Origin of the sequence: Pseudomonas sp. A-RE-22 (assembly GCF_019956035.1) — a bacterium.
Taxonomy (GTDB): Bacteria; Pseudomonadota; Gammaproteobacteria; order Pseudomonadales; family Pseudomonadaceae; genus Aquipseudomonas; species Aquipseudomonas brassicacearum.
On record NZ_JAHBCZ010000071.1, the window covers coordinates 1 to 17438 of the forward strand.

The following is a 17438-nucleotide window of genomic DNA, read 5'->3' on the forward strand; positions in this document are numbered from 1 at the left end:
GAGCGAGCTTGCTCGCGATGGCGGCGGATCAGCCGACATTAATATGGCTGACACGCCGTCATCGCGAGCAAGCTCGCTCCCACAGAAAAGCGCGTGCGGGGCCCGAACCGGCAGGCATATCCATATGCTGTTTCGATCTAGTTGGCGCCCTGATTAGAAGAGGTCGCTGTGCTAGGATTCCCCGCTCGAACACGGCCCGCTGGCCGTTCATAAGAAAGTTTTCGTGAGTAGCCATGGTCGACAAACTGACGCATCTGAAACAGCTGGAGGCGGAAAGCATCCACATCATCCGCGAGGTGGCCGCCGAGTTCGATAACCCGGTGATGCTGTACTCCATCGGTAAAGACTCCGCCGTGATGCTGCACTTGGCACGCAAGGCGTTCTTCCCCGGCAAGCTGCCGTTTCCGGTGATGCACGTCGACACCCGCTGGAAATTCCAGGAAATGTACAAGTTCCGCGATCGCATGGTCGAGGAACTGGGCCTGGACCTGATCACCCATGTGAACCCGGACGGCGTGGCGCAGGGCATCAACCCATTCACCCACGGCAGTGCCAAGCACACCGACATCATGAAGACCGAAGGCCTCAAGCAGGCCTTGGACAAATATGGTTTCGACGCCGCGTTCGGCGGTGCCCGTCGCGATGAAGAGAAATCCCGCGCCAAGGAGCGCGTGTACTCGTTCCGTGACAGCAAGCACCGCTGGGACCCGAAGAACCAGCGCCCGGAGCTGTGGAACGTCTACAACGGCAAGGTCAACAAAGGCGAGTCGATCCGGGTATTCCCGCTGTCGAACTGGACCGAGCTGGACATCTGGCAGTACATCTACCTCGAAGGCATCCCGATCGTGCCGCTGTATTTTGCCGCCGAGCGTGAAGTGATCGAGAAGAACGGCACGCTGATCATGATCGACGACGAGCGCATCCTCGAGCACCTGTCCGACGAAGACAAAGCCCGTATCGTCAAGAAGAAAGTGCGTTTCCGTACCCTTGGCTGCTACCCGTTGACGGGCGCGGTGGAGTCCGAGGCCGAAAGCCTGACGGACATCATCCAGGAAATGCTCCTGACGCGAACTTCCGAGCGCCAGGGCCGGGTCATCGACCACGATGGCGCAGGCTCGATGGAAGATAAAAAACGTCAAGGTTATTTCTAAGGGGCTGTCATGTCGCATCAATCTGATTTGATCAGCGAGGACATCCTCGCCTACCTGGGCCAGCACGAGCGCAAAGAGCTGCTGCGTTTCCTGACCTGCGGTAACGTCGACGACGGCAAGAGCACCCTGATCGGGCGCCTGCTGCACGACTCCAAGATGATCTACGAAGATCACCTGGAAGCCATCACCCGCGATTCGAAGAAAGTCGGCACCACCGGTGACGATATCGACCTGGCGTTGCTGGTCGACGGCCTGCAGGCCGAGCGCGAGCAAGGCATCACCATCGATGTCGCCTACCGCTATTTCTCCACCGCCAAGCGTAAATTCATCATTGCCGATACTCCAGGCCATGAGCAGTACACCCGCAACATGGCCACCGGTGCCTCCACCTGTGACCTGGCGATCATCCTGGTGGACGCGCGCTACGGCGTGCAGACCCAGACCCGTCGCCACAGCTTCATCGCCTCGTTGCTGGGTATCAAGCACATCGTCGTGGCCATCAACAAGATGGACCTCAAGGACTTCGACCAGGGCGTGTTCGAGTCGATCAAGGCCGACTACCTGAAGTTCGCCGAAGGCTTGAAGATGAAGCCCACCAGCATGCACTTCGTGCCGATGTCCGCCCTCAAGGGCGACAACGTGGTGAACAAGTCCGAGCGTTCGCCGTGGTACACCGGCCAGTCGCTGATGGAAATCCTCGAGACGGTGGAAGTGGCGGGCGACCGTAACTTCACCGACTTGCGTTTCCCAGTGCAGTACGTCAACCGTCCGAACCTGAACTTCCGCGGTTTCGCCGGCACCCTCGCCAGCGGCATCGTGCACAAGGGCGACGAAGTGGTGGTGCTGCCCTCGGGCAAGAGCAGCCGCGTGAAATCCATCGTCACCTTCGAAGGCGAGTTGGAACACGCAGGTCCTGGCCAGGCGGTAACGCTGACCATGGAAGACGAAATCGACATCTCCCGTGGCGACCTGCTGGTGCATGCCGACAACGTGCCGCCGGTCACCGACAGCTTCGAAGCGATGCTGGTGTGGATGGCCGAAGAGCCGATGCTGCCGGGCAAGAAATACGACATCAAGCGCGCCACCAGTTACGTGCCGGGCTCGATTGCCAGCATCGTCAACAAGGTGGATGTGAACACCCTTGAAGAAGGCCCGGCCAGCGCGTTGCAGCTCAACGAAATCGGCAAGGTGAAGATCGCCCTGGATGCGCCGATCGCCCTGGACGGTTACGAGAGCAACCGCACCACCGGCGCGTTCATCATCATCGATCGCCTGACCAATGGTACGGTCGGTGCCGGCATGATCGTCGCCCAGCCGCTGGCTCACGGCAGCAGCACGCACCACGGCAAGCTGGCCCATGTGTCGGTGGAAGAACGCGCCCAGCGTTTCGGCCAGCAGCCGGCCACGGTCCTGTTCAGTGGCCTGTCGGGCGCTGGCAAAAGCACGCTGGCCTATGCGGTCGAGCGCAAGTTGTTCGACTCGGGCCGTGCGGTCTTTGTCCTCGATGGCCAGAACCTGCGTCATGACCTGAACAAGGGCTTGCCGCAGGATCGCTCCGGACGTACCGAGAACTGGCGCCGTGCGGCTCATGTCGCCCGTCAGTTCAACGAAGCCGGCCTGCTGACCCTTGCCGCGTTTGTCGCCCCGGATGCCGAAGGCCGCGAACAGGCCAAGGCGCTGATCGGCAAGGAGCGTCTGCTGACAGTCTACGTCCAGGCCTCGCCAACGGTGTGTGCCCAGCGTGATCCGCAGGGGCTGTATGCCGCCGCTGGCGACAACATCCCAGGCGAATCCTTCCCGTATGACGTGCCGCTGGATGCCGACCTGGTGATCGACACCCAGTCGCTGACCCTGGAAGAGAGCGTCAAGCAGGTGCTCGATCTGCTGCGCAAGCGTGGGGCGATCTAAGGCAAGTCGCTGTAACTAAAAGCCCGCAGATGAGTGATCATCTGCGGGCTTTCTGTTGTCTGGAAGGACGCTATCGCGAGCAAGCTCGCTCCCACAATGGTCAGCGGTGGAGCAAATGTGGGAGCGAGCTTGCTCGCGATGAGGCCAGTGCAGCCACCTCAAGACTTGGCGGGATACTCCCGATGCATCTGCGCAAGCAACGCATCCTTGTCCTGCCACAACTGGTTGATCCAGCCCTGGAACTCCAGGCGATACACGCCGTCCTGGTCGTAGTTCTTGCCAATGAACTGCGGCGGGATCTTCAGTTCCTGGAAATGCACCACCACCTCTCCAACGTTGCCGCAGAGCAAATCCCAGTATCCCGGACGACCGCCCGGATAATGAATGGTCACGTTGATGATCGACTCCAGTTGCTCACCCATGGCATCCAGTACAAACGCGATGCCGCCGGCCTTGGGCTTGAGCAGGTAGCGAAACGGTGACTGCTGCTGGGCATGCTTGCCGTCGGTGAAGCGTGTGCCTTCGACGAAATTGAAAATGCCCACGGGGTTGTTGCGAAACTTTGCGCAGGTCTTGCGGGTGGTTTCCAGGTCCTTGCCTTTCTTTTCCGGATGTTTTTCCAGGTAAGCCTTGGAGTAGCGCTTCATGAACGGGAAGCCCAGCGCCCACCAGGCCAGGCCGATCACCGGCACCCAGATCAGTTCCTGCTTGAGGAAGAACTTCAACGGCCGGATGCGTCGGTTCAGCACGTACTGCAACACCATGATGTCGACCCAGCTCTGGTGGTTGCTGGTGATCAGGTACGAATGCTGGTAGTCCAGGCCCTCCAGGCCGCTGAGGTGCCAGCGGGTACGACGCAGCAGCTTCATCCAGGCCTTGTTGTTGCTGATCCAGGCTTCGTGGATGTGGCCCATCAACCAGTCGGTGAAGCGCTGGGCAGCGGGGAAGGGCAGCAGCAATTTGAAAATCGCCACGATGAACAGCGGCGTGCAGCAGGCGATGGTGTTCAGCGCCAATAGCAGCGAGGCAATGACGCCGCGCAAGGGGGCAGGCAAGAAGTCCAGCATTTAAATGTCCAAAGGTCGGTTGGCGGCTTGGATCGCGGTCAGGGCGATGGTGTACACGATGTCGTCGACCTGGGCGCCGCGCGGCAAGTCATTCACCGGTTTGCGCAAGCCTTGCAGCATCGGCCCGAGGCTGACGCAATCGGCGCTGCGCTGCACGGCCTTGTGGGTGGTGTTGCCGGTGTTGAGGTCCGGGAAGATGAACACCGTCGCCCGGCCGGCCACCTGGCTGTTGGGCGCCAATTGGCGTGCCACGGTTTCGTTGGCGGCGGCGTCGTATTGCAACGGACCATCGATCAACAGACCGTGCTGGGCCTCGTGGGCCAGCAGGGTGGCTTCGCGAACTTTTTCCACTTCTTCGCCACTGGCTGACTCGCCGCTGGAATAGCTGAGCATCGCCACCCGCGGTGTGATGCCGAACGCGGCGGCCGAGTCGGCACTTTGCAGGGCGATTTCCGCCAGCTCCGCAGCGCTGGGGTGCGGGTTCATCACGCAGTCGCCGTAGACCAGCACTTCTTCGGGAAACAGCATGAAGAACACCGAGGACACCAGCGAGCATCCTGGCGCGGTCTTGATCAGCTGCAGGGCCGGACGGATGGTGTTGGCGGTGGAGTGGATGACGCCGGATACCAGCCCGTCCACTTCATCCAGGGCCAGCATCATGGTGCCGATGACCACGGTGTCTTCCAGTTGCTGCTCGGCCATCGGCGCGTTCAGGCTCTTGCTCTTGCGCAACCCCACCATCGGTTCGACGTAGCGTTCGCGAATCGAATCCGGGTCGAGAATCTCCAGCCCCGGCGGCAGTTCGATGCCTTGGGCGCGGGCCACCGCTTCGACGTCGGCCGGTTTTGCCAGCAACACGCAGCGGGCAATGCCCCGGGCCTGGCAAATGGCGGCGGCCTGTACGGTCAACGGTTCGCTGCCCTCGGGCAGCACGATGCGTTTGTTGGCGGCCTGGGCGCGCTGGATCAACTGATAGCGGAACACCGCTGGCGACAGGCGCATCTCCCGTGGCGTGCCGCAGCGCTGGTGCAGCCACTTGGCGTCCAGGTGGCTGGCGACAAAATCGGTGATGATTTCCGCACGTTCGCGGTCATCGATGGGGATTTCCTTATTCAAGCCATTGAGCAGGTTGGCGGTGTCGTAGGAACCGGTGCTCACCGACAGCACCGGCAACCCCGCCTGCAAGGCGCCGCGACACAAGTCCATGATGCGCGGGTCGGGCAGGGTGTCGCTGGTCAGCAGCAGGCCGGCCAGCGGCACGCCGTTGATCGCCGCCAGGCTCACGGCCAGGATGATGTCGTCGCGATCGCCGGGGGTCACCACCAGCACGCCGGGCTTGAGCAGTTCCACTGTGTTGCGCATGGTGCGGGCGCAAATGATGATGTTGCTCATGCGCCGGGTTTCGTAGTCGCCAGCATTGAGCACCTGCGCGCCCATCAGGTCGGCCACGTCGCGGGTGCGCGGGGCATTGAGCTCGGGGCGAAACGGGATGCAACCGAGCAGGCGGAAATCGCCGCTGCGCAGCAAGGGCGAGTGCTCCTTGAGCCGTGCGGAAAACGCCTCCATGCTTTCGTCGGTGCGGACCTTGTTCAGAATCACCCCGAGAACTTTCGGGTCCTTCGGTCCGCCAAACAACTGCGCCTGCAACTCTACCCGGCCAGACAGTTCGGTCAGCACTTCGTTTTCCGGCGCCGACACCAGGATGACCTCGGCGTCCAGGCTCTTGGCCAGGTGCAGGTTGACCCGGGCGGCGTAGCTGGCGTTGCGGGTCGGGACCATGCCTTCGACGACCAGCACGTCCTTGCCGATGGCCGCCTGCTGATAAAGGGTAATGATTTCTTCCAGCAGCTCATCGAGCTGGCCGTCGCCGAGCATGCGCTCGACGTGCGCCAGGCCCAGGGGCTGCGGCGGCTTGAGGCCGTGGGTGCGGGCCACCAGCTCAGTGGAGCGTTCCGGCCCGGTGTCGCCGGGGTGAGGTTGGGCAATGGGTTTGAAAAAGCCGACTTTCAGTCCGGCCCGTTCAAGGGTACGCACCAGCCCGAGGCTGATGGAGGTCAGGCCCACACCAAAATCGGTGGGCGCGATAAAAAAAGTTTGCATGCGAATTCTCTAAGGGGGAATGGCGCGGCCTATGACTGGCCGTCTACCCACAATTCAGTCGTCAAGGTTATCGCTAACCGGGCCTTGAGCGCACCAGCCGCAATCAAAGGGCTGGCCTATTTTTTCAATACGTTGTCCGGGGTCCTGCACCCAGGCCCGGGACTGCCACGGTGGCTGGTGACGCAGATGCTGAGTATGGCCACAAGACAGCTCGGCCACCCAGTGCCCGTCCTCGTCCTGATGGAAACCGGTGACCGTCGGTCTGTTCGGGCAAGTCCGTTTGTCCGGGTTCCGTTCGCTTTCGGGCAAATCCTTGTTTAGACTTGTCCGTTCTTCATTCTTATGCAAAAGGTCTCGCCCCATGCTGATCGCCGCCAATAAGGCTGTCTCCATCGACTATACCCTGACCAACGACGCTGGTGAGGTCATCGACAGCTCTGCCGGCGGCGCTCCGCTGGTCTACCTGCATGGCGCAGGCAACATCATCCAGGGCTTGGAAAAAGCCCTGGAAGGCAAAACGGTCGGTGACGACCTGAACGTTACCGTCGAGCCGGAAGACGCCTATGGCGAATACTCCGCCGAACTGGTCAGCACCCTGAGCCGCAGTATGTTCGAAGGCGTCGATGAGCTGGAGGTGGGCATGCAGTTCCACGCTTCCGCCCCCGATGGCCAGATGCAGATCGTCACCATTCGCGACCTGGAAGGCGACGACGTCACCGTTGACGGCAACCACCCGCTGGCTGGCCAGCGCTTGAACTTCAAAGTCAAGATCGTCGACATCCGTGACGCCAGCCAGGAAGAAATTGCCCATGGTCACGTCCATGGCGAAGGCGGCCATCACCACTGATTTGTGCGCTACGCTCAAATGACCAGTGAACTGGAAAGGCGCCATACGGCGCCTTTTTAGTCGGTTGCTGTTAGCATCAACCACGGCTGTTTCGAAAAGATCCGCAAACCTGGAGTTCGTCATGAGTGCTTTCCACGACCTTAAACTCAAAGCCCTGGATGGTCAGGAGCTTGCTCTGGCGCCGTTCAAGGGGCAAGTCGTGCTGGTGGTCAACGTCGCCTCCAAATGTGGCCTGACGCCTCAATACGCGGCGCTGGAAAATCTCTATCAGCAATACAAGGCCAAGGGGTTCAGCGTGCTGGGCTTGCCCTGCAATCAGTTCGCCGGGCAGGAACCGGGAACCGAGCAGGAAATCCAGGACTTTTGCAGCCTCAACTACGGCGTGACGTTCCCGCTGTCCAGCAAGCTGGACGTGAACGGCCCCGGTCGTCATCAGCTCTATCGCCTGTTGGCGGGCGAGGGCGCCGAGTTTCCCGGAGACATTACCTGGAACTTCGAGAAGTTCCTGGTCGGCAAGGACGGTCGCGTGCTGGTACGTTTCTCACCGCGCACGGCGCCGGATGATCCTGCCGTGATCCAGGCGATCGAAAAAGCGCTGAGCTGAATTGCAGGACCCAAGTCAGGCACTGAACCTTGTGGCGAGGGAATTTATCCCCGCTGGGTTGCGAAGCAGCCCCAAGAGCAAGCGTCCTCGATCAGCCTGGCACACCGAGATATCCGGTTTTAGGGTTGCTGCGCAACCCAGCGGGGATAAATCCCCTCGCCACAGGTTTTGCACTCAAGCTGTACATTCGGTTCAGTCCACCCAATCGCGATCCACTCGGCGCCCTTTTGATCCTTAATCACTCCAATCAATAGTGCTACCGAGCGCCTCGGACTCCACATATTATCGTCGTCATATCGACCTGCGACCTTGTCCCGTGGAGTGCCTCATGCCTGCAAAAGCCCTGTTCAAACCTTTCCACCTCGGCGCGCTCGAGTTGCCGACCCGGGTGGTGATGGCGCCAATGACCCGTTCGTTTTCGCCGGGCGGCGTGCCGAACGCCAAGGTCATCGAGTATTACCGTCGCCGCGCGGCGGCCGGGGTCGGCCTGATCATCACCGAGGGCACGACGGTGGGGCACAAGGCTTCCAACGGCTACCCGAACGTGCCGCATTTCTATGGCGACGCCGCGTTGGCCGGCTGGAAGAAAGTGGTTGATGCGGTACACGCCGAAGGCGGCAAGATCGTTCCACAGCTGTGGCATGTGGGCAGTGTGCGACGCATCGGCACCGAGCCGGACGCCAGCGTGCCGGGCTATGGCCCGACCGAAAAGCTCAAGGACGGCCAGGTGGTGGTCCACGGTATGACCCAGGCGGACATTGACGAGGTAATCGCCGCGTTCGCCCAGGCGGCAAAAGACGCTCAAGGCATCGGCATGGACGGGGTGGAAATCCACGGTGCCCACGGCTATCTGGTGGACCAGTTCTTCTGGGAAGGCAGCAACCAGCGCACCGACGGTTACGGCGGCAGCCTGGCCAACCGTTCGCGCTTTGCGATCGAATTGATCCGTGCCGTGCGCGCGGCGGTGGGCGAGGGTTTCCCGATCATTTTCCGCTTCTCCCAATGGAAACAGCAGGACTACACCGCGCGTCTGGTGCAGACCCCTGAAGCCCTGGGCGAATTCCTCAAGCCATTGTCTGACGCTGGCGTGGATATTTTCCACTGCTCGACACGGCGCTTCTGGGAGCCGGAGTTCGAAGGCTCCGAGCTGAACCTGGCCGGCTGGACCCGCAAGCTCACCGGCAAGCCCACCATCACCGTTGGCAGCGTCGGCCTGGACGGCGAGTTCCTGCAGTTCATGGTCAACACCGACAAAGTCGCGCAACCGGCCAGCCTGGAAAAACTGCTGGAGCGCCTGAACAACGACGAGTTCGACCTGGTGGCGGTGGGGCGTGCGCTGCTGGTGGATCCGGACTGGGCGCAGAAAGTGCGCGAAGGGCGGGAGCAGGATATCTTGCCGTTCAGTCGCGAGGCGTTGATGACCCTGGTTTAAGCGGCGCCTTGTTGGGCCTCATCGCGGGCAAGCCTTGCTCCCACATTGATCTTCAGCGAACACATTGTGCGTGAACGACTGACAACTCTGTGGGAGCAAGGCTTGCCCGCGATGCTTTTCAGCGCTGCGACACTGCCTGGGGCAGCGACGATTCGACCTGGCAAACCCCTCGCAACTGCGCCTCGAACTGCTCGATCACCGATGCCCAACCCTGGCGACTGGCATGCTGGCGCGCATTGAGCCGCACGCAACGCAAAGTCTCGCGCTCTTCCAGCAGCCAACGGGCGGCATCGCAGAACGCCTCTTCATCCCCCGGCATTGCCAGCACGCCGTTGTAGCCGTGGCGAATGTGTTGGGCCGCCGCAGCCTGATCGTAGGCCACCACGCCCAGCCCGGACGCCAGCGCCTCCAGCACCACATTGCCGAAGGTTTCGGTCAGGCTCGGAAAGACAAACACATCCCCGGAGGCATAATGACTGGCCAGCGCCTCGCCGCGTTGCGAGCCACAAAAGATCGCTTCGGGCAGTTCCTGCTCCAGGGCGGAGCGCTGCGGGCCGTCGCCGATCACCACCAATTTCATCCGTCGCCCCGGGAAAGCGCTGCACAGCGTGGCGAAACTGCGCTTGAGCAGCCCGAGGTTTTTCTCCGGAGCCAGGCGTCCGACGTGGATCACGGCGATGTCATCGTCGCCCAGGCCCCACGCCTCACGCAGGCTCGTCGAGCGCTTGACCGGATGAAACAGTTGGCTGTCCACGCCGCGCGAGAGCAGCGCCACGCGCTCGAAATGGCGTCGCTCCAGTTCCAGGCGCTGGCTGAGGCTGGGCACCAGGGTCAGGCTGGAGCGGTTGTGAAACCAGCGCAGGTAATGGGTGAGCACGCGACTCAACAGCCCGAGGCCGTATTGCTGGGTGTATTGCTGGAAATTGGTGTGGAAGCCGCTGACCACCGAGATGCCCAAGCGTCGTGCCGCGCGCAGTGCCGACAAACCCAGCGGCCCTTCGGTGGCGATGTACAGCACGTCTGGACGATGGCGTTTCCAGCGCCTGAGCAGTTTGTGCATCGACGCCTGGCCCCACTGCAAACCTGGATAGCCCGGCAACGGCCAGCCCCGGCACAGTAGCAATTGCCCGTCACTGGCCTGGCGTTGGTCATCGACCTGGCGCGGCCGTATCAGCTCGACCTGATGCCCGCGGGCGCGCAGGCCGTCGTACAGGCGGCCCAGGGTATTGGCCACGCCATTGATTTCCGGCGGGAAGGTTTCGGTGATCAGGGTAATGTGCAGAGGTGTGGTCATGACCCCAGTGTCGACCGGGGCCATTTCGTCATTGTGACGACAAGATGATGGATTTGTGACCGGCTCAGCCCTGGCGGGCCAACGCGGTCTCGGCGCCTTGCTCACGGACCCAGAACAACGTCGCGCCGGCCACCGCTGCCGGCATCATCAGGATGTTGACCACCGGGATCAGCAGCACCAGGTACACGCTGGCGCCAAAGCCCAGGCTCTGCCAGCGTTTTTCCCGCAGCCAGGCGAGCATCTCGTTCCAGCCCAGCTTGTGGTTGTCCGCCGGGTAGTCGATGTACTGGATCGCCATCATCCACACGCCGAACAGCAGCCACAGCGGTGCCGCCACCAGATTGACCACGGGGATGAACGACAGCACGAACAAGCCCAGGGCGCGGGGCAGGAAATAGCCGAGCTTGCGCGCTTCCCGGCCGAGGGTTCGCGGGATCATGGCGATCAACTCGGCCCAACTGAAGGCCGGGAAGTCGTCGGTGCCACGGATGACCACTTCGACTTTTTCCGCAAGAAAGCCGTTGAACGGTGCGGCGATGACGTTGGCGAGCATGGTGAAGGTGAAAAACACCATCAGCACGACGAGCACCACGAACAGCGGCCAGAGCACATAGCTGAGGAAACTGAGCCAGTCCGGCAGCGACGGCATCAGCGTATCGACCCACAGGCTGAACTGATGGCCGGCCAGGTAAATCAATCCGACGAACAGCACCAGGTTGATCGCCAGGGGCAAGAGTACGAACAAGCGCAGGCCCGGGCTCAAGACCAGCTTGAGGCCCTCTCGCAAATATTGCGGGCCGGACAGGACGGGGGCGGGCATAGGTGGCTCCGAGCGAAGGTGAACGCGCCGACCTTACCGGCTTTGCCCCGCCCGGGAAAGCGGCGACATGGCGTGTAACAACGTTTCTTGAGGCGAAGGCACCTATTGAAGGGACCGCTGGGGATAGAGCTCACCTATGAGCTGGATTGTTAAACCGTATTTCCTTAATCTTCGCTCCCTCGATACGCTGCACCCATTCTTTTCCAGGACCGTCGAACCCAAGCCTTCCCCAAGTGCGTCAACGGTCCTTTTTTATTCACGCCGCTCACCCGGCGTTCCGGCCCGCAAGGTCCGGTCAACAGGAGCAGGTCATGTCTGAAGTGCGTCATTCGCGAGTGATTATTCTCGGTTCCGGCCCTGCCGGTTACAGCGCTGCGGTTTATGCGGCCCGTGCCAACCTCAAGCCACTGCTGATCACCGGCATGCAGGCCGGCGGTCAATTGACCACCACCACCGAAGTCGACAACTGGCCGGGCGATGTCCACGGCCTGACTGGCCCGGCCTTGATGGAACGCATGAAGGAGCACGCCGAGCGCTTCGAGACCGAGATCGTTTTCGACCACATCAATGCCGTGGACTTCGCCGCCAAGCCGTACACCCTGACCGGCGACAGCGCGACCTACACCTGCGATGCCCTGATCATCGCCACCGGTGCCAGCGCTCGTTACCTGGGCCTGTCGTCGGAAGAAGCCTTCATGGGCAAAGGTGTTTCCGCCTGCGCCACCTGCGACGGTTTCTTCTACCGCAACAAGCCTGTGGCAGTGGTCGGTGGCGGCAACACCGCGGTCGAGGAAGCATTGTACCTGGCCAACATCGCCAGTACGGTCACCCTGATCCACCGTCGCGAGACTTTCCGCGCCGAGAAGATCCTGATCGACAAGCTCAATGCCCGCGTCGCCGAAGGCAAGATCATCCTCAAGCTCAACGCGACCCTGGACGAAGTGCTGGGCGACAACATGGGCGTGACCGGTGCCCGCCTGAAGAACAACGACGGCAGCTTCGACGAGATCAAGGTTGACGGCGTGTTCATCGCCATCGGCCACACCCCGAACACCTCGCTGTTCGAAGGCCAGCTGGAACTCAAGGACGGCTACCTGGTGGTCAAGGGCGGCCGCGACGGCAACGCCACCGCCACCAGCGTCGAAGGTATCTTCGCGGCCGGCGACGTGGCCGACCACGTCTACCGCCAGGCGATCACCTCGGCCGGTGCCGGTTGCATGGCAGCCCTGGACACCGAGCGCTACCTGGATGGCTTGCAGAACGCTTCGTTCTGATTCGGCGGGTACAAAAAAACCGGCTTCGGCCGGTTTTTTCATGGGTGGATACCTGCCGCTGACCCCCTGTGGGAGCGAGCTTGCTCGCGATGGCGGTGTATCAGTCAACATCGATGTTGGCTGACCTGACGCTATCGCGAGCAAGCTCGCTCCCACAGGGTTCTGTGCGGTCAGGAGGACCGTGTTCAGGCCAGCTTCGCCAAGCACGCCTCCAGGATATCCAGGCCCTCCTCCAACACCGTCGCCTCGGTCGTCAACGGCGCCAGCAGCCGGATGATGTGCCGCGATTTACCACTGGGCATCAGCAGCAACCCCGATTCCCGCGCCAGGGCCAGCAGTTGTGTCAGTTGTGCGGAAGCCGGGGTGCCGTCGGCGTGGGTCAGCTCGATGCCGCGCATCGTGCCGACGCCGGTCAGGCGGCCGAGGTAGGGTGTCAGCCCACGGCTGCGCCAGGATTGGTAGCGGCTGACGATCGCCTCCTCCTGTTGCGAGCCCCAGGTGTGCAGGTTGGCGTCGGTCATTTCATCCAGGGTCGCCAGGGCGGCGGCGCAGGCGATGGGGTTGCCCGAGTAGGTGCCGCCCAGGCCACCCTTGGGCAAGTTGTCCAGCAGCGCCTTGCGTCCCACCACCGCGCCCAAGGGCACGCCGCCGGCAATGCTTTTACCGAGCAGGATCAGGTCCGGTTCGATGCCCAATCGCGAGAAGGCAAAGCGCTGGCCGGTGCGGCCGAAGCCCGATTGGATTTCATCGGCGATCAGCACAATGCCCTTATCGTCGCAGAACTGCCGCAGGGTTTGGGCGAAGGGCACGTCCATCGCCAGGAAGCCGGCTTCGCCCTGCACCGGCTCGACAATGAAACAGGCCACGTCATTCACGTCGATCTCGACGCTGAACAGCCGCTCCATGGCCTTCAAGGCTTCTTCGCCGGTGACGCCGTTGTCCTTGCTGGGGTACGGCAGGTGGTACACCGGCCCGGGCAGAACGCCGACTTTCTGCTTGTAAGGCGCGACCTTGCCGTTGAGGTTGAGGGTCGCCAGGGTGCGGCCGTGAAAGGCGCCATCAAACGCAATCACGGCGGTACGGCCCGTGGCGCCGCGTACGATCTTCAAGGCGTTCTCCGCCGCTTCGGCGCCGCTGTTGGTGAGCATGCCGCTGACCGGATAATCCACCGGGATAAACGCCGCCAGGCGTTCCATCAATTCAATGTACGGCGCATGGGGCGCGGCGTTGAATGCGTAATGGGTCAGCCGGGTGGCCTGTTCGCGGATCGCCTCGACGATGCGCGGATGGCAGTGGCCGAGGTTCAACACACCGATGCCGCCGACGAAATCGATGTAGCGTTTGCCGTTGGTGTCCCAGGCCTCGGCGTTCTTGCCGTGAGTGAGGCTGACGGGATGCACGATGGAGATCGATTGGCTGATGGTTTCGCTGCTCATGGATGACGGCTCGGACGGTGGAGAAATTTCCATTATCTAAGCCGCGAGCAGAGGGGCCCGGCAAACGAAATAAAGTTGCCGGGTCAATCTTAAAAGTCGGGATGTGGAGCGGGAGGATTTATTTGCGGGAGGAAGACCTGTGGGAGCATGGCTTGCCCGCGATGAACGATAACGCGGTTCAGCTGCTGTTAAACCTCGGCGCGCCCATCGCGGGCAAGCCATGCTCCCACAGATGAATGCCCTCGTCACAGAAGAGGGCTGCAAGAATCTGTGGATCAGCGCCGCTGCAGCGGCTGTGCCTCGAACCTCACACCGGCCAGCCCATGGGCCATCAGCGCACGGATATTGCCGTGATCGCTGCCTTCGGGCGTGGCCAGCACCGAACGGTAATGTTCGCCGAACGCCAGGAGCGCTTCTTCATCGCTCAAGCCTTCGAGCAGCGCCAGGCCCAGGGTCTTGCACGAACCTTCGTTCTGCCCGGCGGCGTTGTGCACGCCACCGTTGTCGAAGGCCTGGGGCTGGTAGTCGTAACCGGCGGCGATAAAAGCCAGGGTGTCGGCGAAGGCATGTTCGCCGCTCTTGAGGCTGGCACGCAGGGTATTGAGATCAGGCATCGGGTTTTCCTTTGGCGAACGCCGCCTGTTGTTCGGCGCTGGCTTCTTTCTGGTATTGGGCTTTCCACTCGGCGTACGGCATGCCGTAGACCACTTCGCGGGCGTCGTCGAGGCTGACCTCGACCTGGCGTTCATCGGCGGCGGCCTTGTACCACTTGGACAGGCAGTTGCGGCAGAAGCCGGCGAGGTTCATCAGGTCGATGTTCTGCACATCCTTGCGGCTGTCCAGGTGGGCAACCAGCCGACGGAAAGCGGCGGCTTCGAGTTCGAGGCGTTGTTGGTCGTTCATGGTGTTCCTTGACGGGCAGCTGCAAGCGCTGGGCTTCAAGCTGCAAGATGGATTGCGGTGGCCTCAAGCTTACCGCTTCAAGCTCGCCGCTGAAAACGTGCCGCTCAGCGGCTTGCCGCAAGGGTAATCGACACCGACTCGGCAAATCGCAAGGCGTGGGGTTTGTCGACTTCAACCTCGGCATACAGCACCGATTCGTTGGCCATGACCAGGTCGAGCAATTCCTGGGTCAGGCGTTCGAGCAGGGCGAAACGGTTGCCTTCCACGTGGGCGATGATCGCCTTGGTGATGGTGCGGTAGTTCAGCGCGTGGTCGATGTCGTTGTCGCGCACCGCCTCTTGGGCGGCATAGAGGATGGTCAGGTTGATCAACACATCCTGCTTGTTGAGGATTTCATCCTCGTTGATGCCGATGAAGGTACGCAGGCGCAGGTCCTTGACCTTGATGCGTGCCATGGCTGGCTGAAGTTGTGGCATTTAATTGCTCCGTCGAATCAATTGCAGGAACTCCTGGCGCGTGGTGCTGGAATCGCGAAAGGCGCCGAGCATCACCGAGGTGTTCATGGTCGAGTTCTGTTTTTCGACACCGCGCATCATCATGCACATGTGCTGGGCCTCGATCACCACCGCCACGCCGGCGGCCTGGGTGACCTGCTGCACCGCGTCGGCGATTTGCCGGGTCAGGTTCTCCTGGATTTGCAGGCGGCGGGCGAACATGTCCACCAGCCGGGCGATTTTCGACAGCCCCAGGACCTTGCCCGTAGGAATATAAGCCACATGGGCCTTGCCGATGAAGGGCAACAGGTGATGTTCGCAGAGTGAATAGAGTTCGATGTCGGCGACGATCACCATTTCATCGCTGTCAGAGGCGAACAGCGCGCCGTTGACGATCTGCTCGACGCTTTGTTCATAACCATGGCAGAGGTACTGCATGGCCTTGGCGGCACGGACCGGGGTATCGAGCAGACCTTCGCGCTCGGGGTTTTCCCCCAGGCCTATAAGGATCTCGCGGTAGTTCTGGGGCAGGGATAGCGTCATGGTGCATCCTCGAAACAAGGCTATTTGACGTGCCGCCCGCCGTTGACGGTCAGGGTCGTGCCGGTGACATAAGGGTTGTCCAGCAGATAACGCAGGCTCTGGTAGATCACTTCGCTGCCGGGTTCGATGCCCAGCGCGGACTTGGCCAGGGCCTTGGCGCGGTAAGCCGCGTCGTCTTCGGGGTTGAACAGTAGCAGGGCCGGGGCGATCCCGTTGACCTTGATCGCCGGGGCGAACTTCGCCGCGAACGACAGGGTCAGGCTTTCCAGGCCGGCCTTGGTGGCGCAATAGGCGATATGCCGGGCGCTGCCCTTGCGGGTCACGTCATCGCTGATGTGCACGATATCCGCCGGGGCTGAACGCTGCAGCAGCTCGGCGCAGTGCAGGTTGATCAGGTAAGGCGCAAGCATGTGCACGCCGAACATGGCGTTGAAGGCCGCCGTTTCGCTGCCCGGGTCTTCGGCCAGCCAGGCCGAGGCGTTGTGCACGATGGCCCGCAGCCGGTCGGTGTGCTGCTTGAGTTGTTCGATAAAGGCCAGGATCCCCGCTTCGCTGGAGAAGTCGGCGAACAGCACGACCGCGCCCAGGTCCCGCAGCGTCTGCACGCCGGGGCGTTCGGTTCGGTAGGTCGCGATCACCGGTTGCCCGCCTTCCAGCAATCGCCGGGCGCAATGCAGGCCGACGCGCTGGGCTGCGCCAGTGATCAGGATCGGAGCGGTGGCGCTGGACATAGGACGGCTCGGTTCACGGCAAGAGCAAAACTATAACAGCGACACGGGGCGCGTCCTATGTTCAAAGGTGAATCCAGAGTTCCTCTGTGGGAGCGAGCTTGCTCGCGATAGCGGACTGACGGGCAACGCCTGGTGTGGATGTACTGGCCTCATCGCGAGCAAGCTCGCTCCCACAGGTTTTTTGTCGCCCGTGAGTCTGGGCTGGCGGCTTCAATGATTCTGCGTAGCCGGCAACGTCCGCTGCGGTGCACTGTTGAGCCAGTTCGCCAGCAGATGGGTCGACATCGGGATAAACAGATAGACCATCAGCGGTGTCAGCATGAGTGTGCTGATGAGTACGCGGCTCAACAGGCCCAGTTCGCCCAGCAGCGGCCCCAACAGGAAATTGAACAACAGCGAGACGGGAAAGAACGCCAGCCAGATGGCCACGGCCTGTTTCCAACGTGGCGGACGCTGGCCGACCGCGCCGAACCAGCCATCGATGCCACGCACCCGGTGTTCGGAGGGATGGGCGAACAGATCGCTGCCCCGTCCCAGCCAGGCCGTGCGCGAGGCCGAGTGTTCCCAGGCGTGCAGCGTCTGCTCGTCGGCAAAACGGAAGATGATCTGGAATTCATCGTCCTCGGGCGGTGGAGCGAGCACGCCGGAACCCAGGTAGCCGGGAAAGTCGGTTGCCAGTTGTTCGCCTTCGCGCAACCAGGCGATCAGGTCCTGATAGCGTCCATTGGCGACGCGGCGGGCAACCATCAAGGTGACGGGTGAGGTAGACATCATGTATCTCCGTAAGACAGGCGCGGCACTCCGGGTAGGAGGTTCGCGGGGGACGCCCCGGGG

General features: G+C 61.9%; 18 protein-coding genes. 6 read left to right on the forward strand and 12 right to left on the reverse strand.

Annotated features, from left to right (window positions below; genetic code table 11):
* The first annotated feature begins 233 nt into the window (after positions 1-233).
* Both cysD and cysN read left to right on the forward strand, forming a co-directional pair.
* Complete coding sequence (cysD, locus tag KGA89_RS26985; RefSeq protein WP_003178041.1) at positions 234-1151, forward strand: sulfate adenylyltransferase subunit CysD; 918 nt, start codon at positions 234-236, stop codon at positions 1149-1151.
* Positions 1152-1160: 9 nt separating this feature from the next.
* Complete coding sequence (gene cysN / locus KGA89_RS26990) at positions 1161-3059, forward strand: sulfate adenylyltransferase subunit CysN (RefSeq protein WP_069971395.1); 1899 nt, start codon at positions 1161-1163, stop codon at positions 3057-3059.
* A gap of 158 nt (positions 3060-3217) precedes the next feature.
* Here cysN and KGA89_RS26995 read toward each other — a convergent pair whose 3' ends face one another.
* Genes KGA89_RS26995 through KGA89_RS27005 form a run of 3 tightly spaced genes read right to left on the reverse strand, consistent with a single transcriptional unit; the run spans position 3218 to position 6619 of the window.
* A complete protein-coding gene (locus KGA89_RS26995; RefSeq protein WP_223472992.1) occupies positions 3218-4126 on the reverse strand; it encodes an acyltransferase in 909 nt (302 codons plus the stop codon).
* Complete coding sequence (gene pta, locus KGA89_RS27000) at positions 4127-6226, reverse strand: phosphate acetyltransferase (RefSeq protein ID WP_223472993.1); 2100 nt, start codon at positions 6224-6226, stop codon at positions 4127-4129.
* A 54-nt stretch (positions 6227-6280) separates the two neighbouring features.
* The gene (locus KGA89_RS27005; protein ID WP_013694198.1) at positions 6281-6619 is read right to left on the reverse strand and encodes a DUF3565 domain-containing protein; all 339 of its coding nucleotides are present in this window, start codon (positions 6617-6619) and stop codon (positions 6281-6283) included.
* Between KGA89_RS27005 and KGA89_RS27010 the strand changes: the two genes are divergently transcribed.
* The 3 genes from KGA89_RS27010 to KGA89_RS27020 all read left to right on the forward strand — a co-directional run bounded on the left by KGA89_RS27010 (position 6588) and on the right by KGA89_RS27020 (position 9109).
* Entirely contained in the window at positions 6588-7073 is a 486-nt protein-coding gene (locus tag KGA89_RS27010) for a peptidylprolyl isomerase (RefSeq protein WP_003205467.1), read from the forward strand. The genes KGA89_RS27005 and KGA89_RS27010 overlap by 32 nt on opposite strands.
* 121 nt (positions 7074-7194) lie before the next feature.
* The gene (locus KGA89_RS27015; protein ID WP_043042273.1) at positions 7195-7677 is read left to right on the forward strand and encodes a glutathione peroxidase; all 483 of its coding nucleotides are present in this window, start codon (positions 7195-7197) and stop codon (positions 7675-7677) included.
* Between the two features lie 328 nt (positions 7678-8005).
* Positions 8006-9109: an NADH:flavin oxidoreductase gene (locus KGA89_RS27020; protein ID WP_223472994.1), complete on the forward strand. Its 1104-nt coding sequence runs from the start codon at positions 8006-8008 to the stop codon at positions 9107-9109.
* 118 nt (positions 9110-9227) lie between these two features.
* On the opposite strand, the gene KGA89_RS27025 is transcribed toward KGA89_RS27020, so the two are convergent.
* Positions 9228-10427: a glycosyltransferase family 4 protein gene (locus KGA89_RS27025; RefSeq protein WP_003205462.1), complete on the reverse strand. Its 1200-nt coding sequence runs from the start codon at positions 10425-10427 to the stop codon at positions 9228-9230.
* Between the two features lie 40 nt (positions 10428-10467).
* On the reverse strand, positions 10468-11223 hold the full coding sequence (cysZ, locus tag KGA89_RS27030; protein ID WP_003205460.1) for a sulfate transporter CysZ: 756 nt from the start codon (positions 11221-11223) through the stop codon (positions 10468-10470).
* Between the two features lie 311 nt (positions 11224-11534).
* Between cysZ and trxB the strand changes: the two genes are divergently transcribed.
* A complete protein-coding gene (gene trxB, locus KGA89_RS27035; protein WP_223472995.1) occupies positions 11535-12497 on the forward strand; it encodes a thioredoxin-disulfide reductase in 963 nt (320 codons plus the stop codon).
* 185 nt (positions 12498-12682) lie between these two features.
* Here trxB and KGA89_RS27045 read toward each other — a convergent pair whose 3' ends face one another.
* From KGA89_RS27045 to KGA89_RS27075, 7 genes are all read right to left on the reverse strand, one after another.
* Entirely contained in the window at positions 12683-13933 is a 1251-nt protein-coding gene (locus tag KGA89_RS27045) for an aspartate aminotransferase family protein (protein ID WP_223472996.1), read from the reverse strand.
* A 275-nt stretch (positions 13934-14208) separates the two neighbouring features.
* The gene (locus tag KGA89_RS27050; protein WP_223472997.1) at positions 14209-14547 is read right to left on the reverse strand and encodes a HopJ type III effector protein; all 339 of its coding nucleotides are present in this window, start codon (positions 14545-14547) and stop codon (positions 14209-14211) included.
* Positions 14540-14836: a DUF1244 domain-containing protein gene (locus KGA89_RS27055; protein WP_003205454.1), complete on the reverse strand. Its 297-nt coding sequence runs from the start codon at positions 14834-14836 to the stop codon at positions 14540-14542. The genes KGA89_RS27050 and KGA89_RS27055 overlap by 8 nt, the downstream gene beginning before the upstream one ends.
* A gap of 104 nt (positions 14837-14940) precedes the next feature.
* Positions 14941-15312: a dihydroneopterin triphosphate 2'-epimerase gene (gene folX, locus KGA89_RS27060; protein ID WP_003178065.1), complete on the reverse strand. Its 372-nt coding sequence runs from the start codon at positions 15310-15312 to the stop codon at positions 14941-14943.
* A complete protein-coding gene (folE, locus tag KGA89_RS27065; protein WP_003205453.1) occupies positions 15313-15873 on the reverse strand; it encodes a GTP cyclohydrolase I FolE in 561 nt (186 codons plus the stop codon).
* 20 nt (positions 15874-15893) lie between these two features.
* Entirely contained in the window at positions 15894-16604 is a 711-nt protein-coding gene (gene folM, locus KGA89_RS27070; RefSeq protein ID WP_223472998.1) for a dihydromonapterin reductase, read from the reverse strand.
* 210 nt (positions 16605-16814) lie between these two features.
* Positions 16815-17375, reverse strand: a complete 561-nt coding sequence (locus KGA89_RS27075) for an antibiotic biosynthesis monooxygenase (protein WP_028236649.1) — start codon at positions 17373-17375, stop codon at positions 16815-16817.
* Positions 17376-17438: the final 63 nt, after the last annotated feature.

Excerpts from the sequence above, each read along its gene's own strand:
- cysD (WP_003178041.1), top strand. The coding sequence starts at position 234 with ATGGTCGACAAACTGACGCATCTGAAACAGCTGGAGGCGGAAAGCATC.
- cysN (WP_069971395.1), top strand. The coding sequence starts at position 1,161 with ATGTCGCATCAATCTGATTTGATCAGCGAGGACATCCTCGCCTACCTG.
- KGA89_RS26995 (WP_223472992.1), bottom strand. The coding sequence starts at position 4,126 with ATGCTGGACTTCTTGCCTGCCCCCTTGCGCGGCGTCATTGCCTCGCTG.
- pta (WP_223472993.1), bottom strand. The coding sequence starts at position 6,226 with ATGCAAACTTTTTTTATCGCGCCCACCGATTTTGGTGTGGGCCTGACC.
- KGA89_RS27010 (WP_003205467.1), top strand. The coding sequence starts at position 6,588 with ATGCTGATCGCCGCCAATAAGGCTGTCTCCATCGACTATACCCTGACC.
- KGA89_RS27005 (WP_013694198.1), bottom strand. The coding sequence starts at position 6,619 with ATGGAGACAGCCTTATTGGCGGCGATCAGCATGGGGCGAGACCTTTTG.
- KGA89_RS27015 (WP_043042273.1), top strand. The coding sequence starts at position 7,195 with ATGAGTGCTTTCCACGACCTTAAACTCAAAGCCCTGGATGGTCAGGAG.
- KGA89_RS27020 (WP_223472994.1), top strand. The coding sequence starts at position 8,006 with ATGCCTGCAAAAGCCCTGTTCAAACCTTTCCACCTCGGCGCGCTCGAG.
- KGA89_RS27025 (WP_003205462.1), bottom strand. The coding sequence starts at position 10,427 with ATGGCCCCGGTCGACACTGGGGTCATGACCACACCTCTGCACATTACC.
- cysZ (WP_003205460.1), bottom strand. The coding sequence starts at position 11,223 with ATGCCCGCCCCCGTCCTGTCCGGCCCGCAATATTTGCGAGAGGGCCTC.
- trxB (WP_223472995.1), top strand. The coding sequence starts at position 11,535 with ATGTCTGAAGTGCGTCATTCGCGAGTGATTATTCTCGGTTCCGGCCCT.
- KGA89_RS27045 (WP_223472996.1), bottom strand. The coding sequence starts at position 13,933 with ATGAGCAGCGAAACCATCAGCCAATCGATCTCCATCGTGCATCCCGTC.
- KGA89_RS27050 (WP_223472997.1), bottom strand. The coding sequence starts at position 14,547 with ATGCCTGATCTCAATACCCTGCGTGCCAGCCTCAAGAGCGGCGAACAT.
- KGA89_RS27055 (WP_003205454.1), bottom strand. The coding sequence starts at position 14,836 with ATGAACGACCAACAACGCCTCGAACTCGAAGCCGCCGCTTTCCGTCGG.
- folX (WP_003178065.1), bottom strand. The coding sequence starts at position 15,312 with ATGCCACAACTTCAGCCAGCCATGGCACGCATCAAGGTCAAGGACCTG.
- folE (WP_003205453.1), bottom strand. The coding sequence starts at position 15,873 with ATGACGCTATCCCTGCCCCAGAACTACCGCGAGATCCTTATAGGCCTG.
- folM (WP_223472998.1), bottom strand. The coding sequence starts at position 16,604 with ATGTCCAGCGCCACCGCTCCGATCCTGATCACTGGCGCAGCCCAGCGC.
- KGA89_RS27075 (WP_028236649.1), bottom strand. The coding sequence starts at position 17,375 with ATGTCTACCTCACCCGTCACCTTGATGGTTGCCCGCCGCGTCGCCAAT.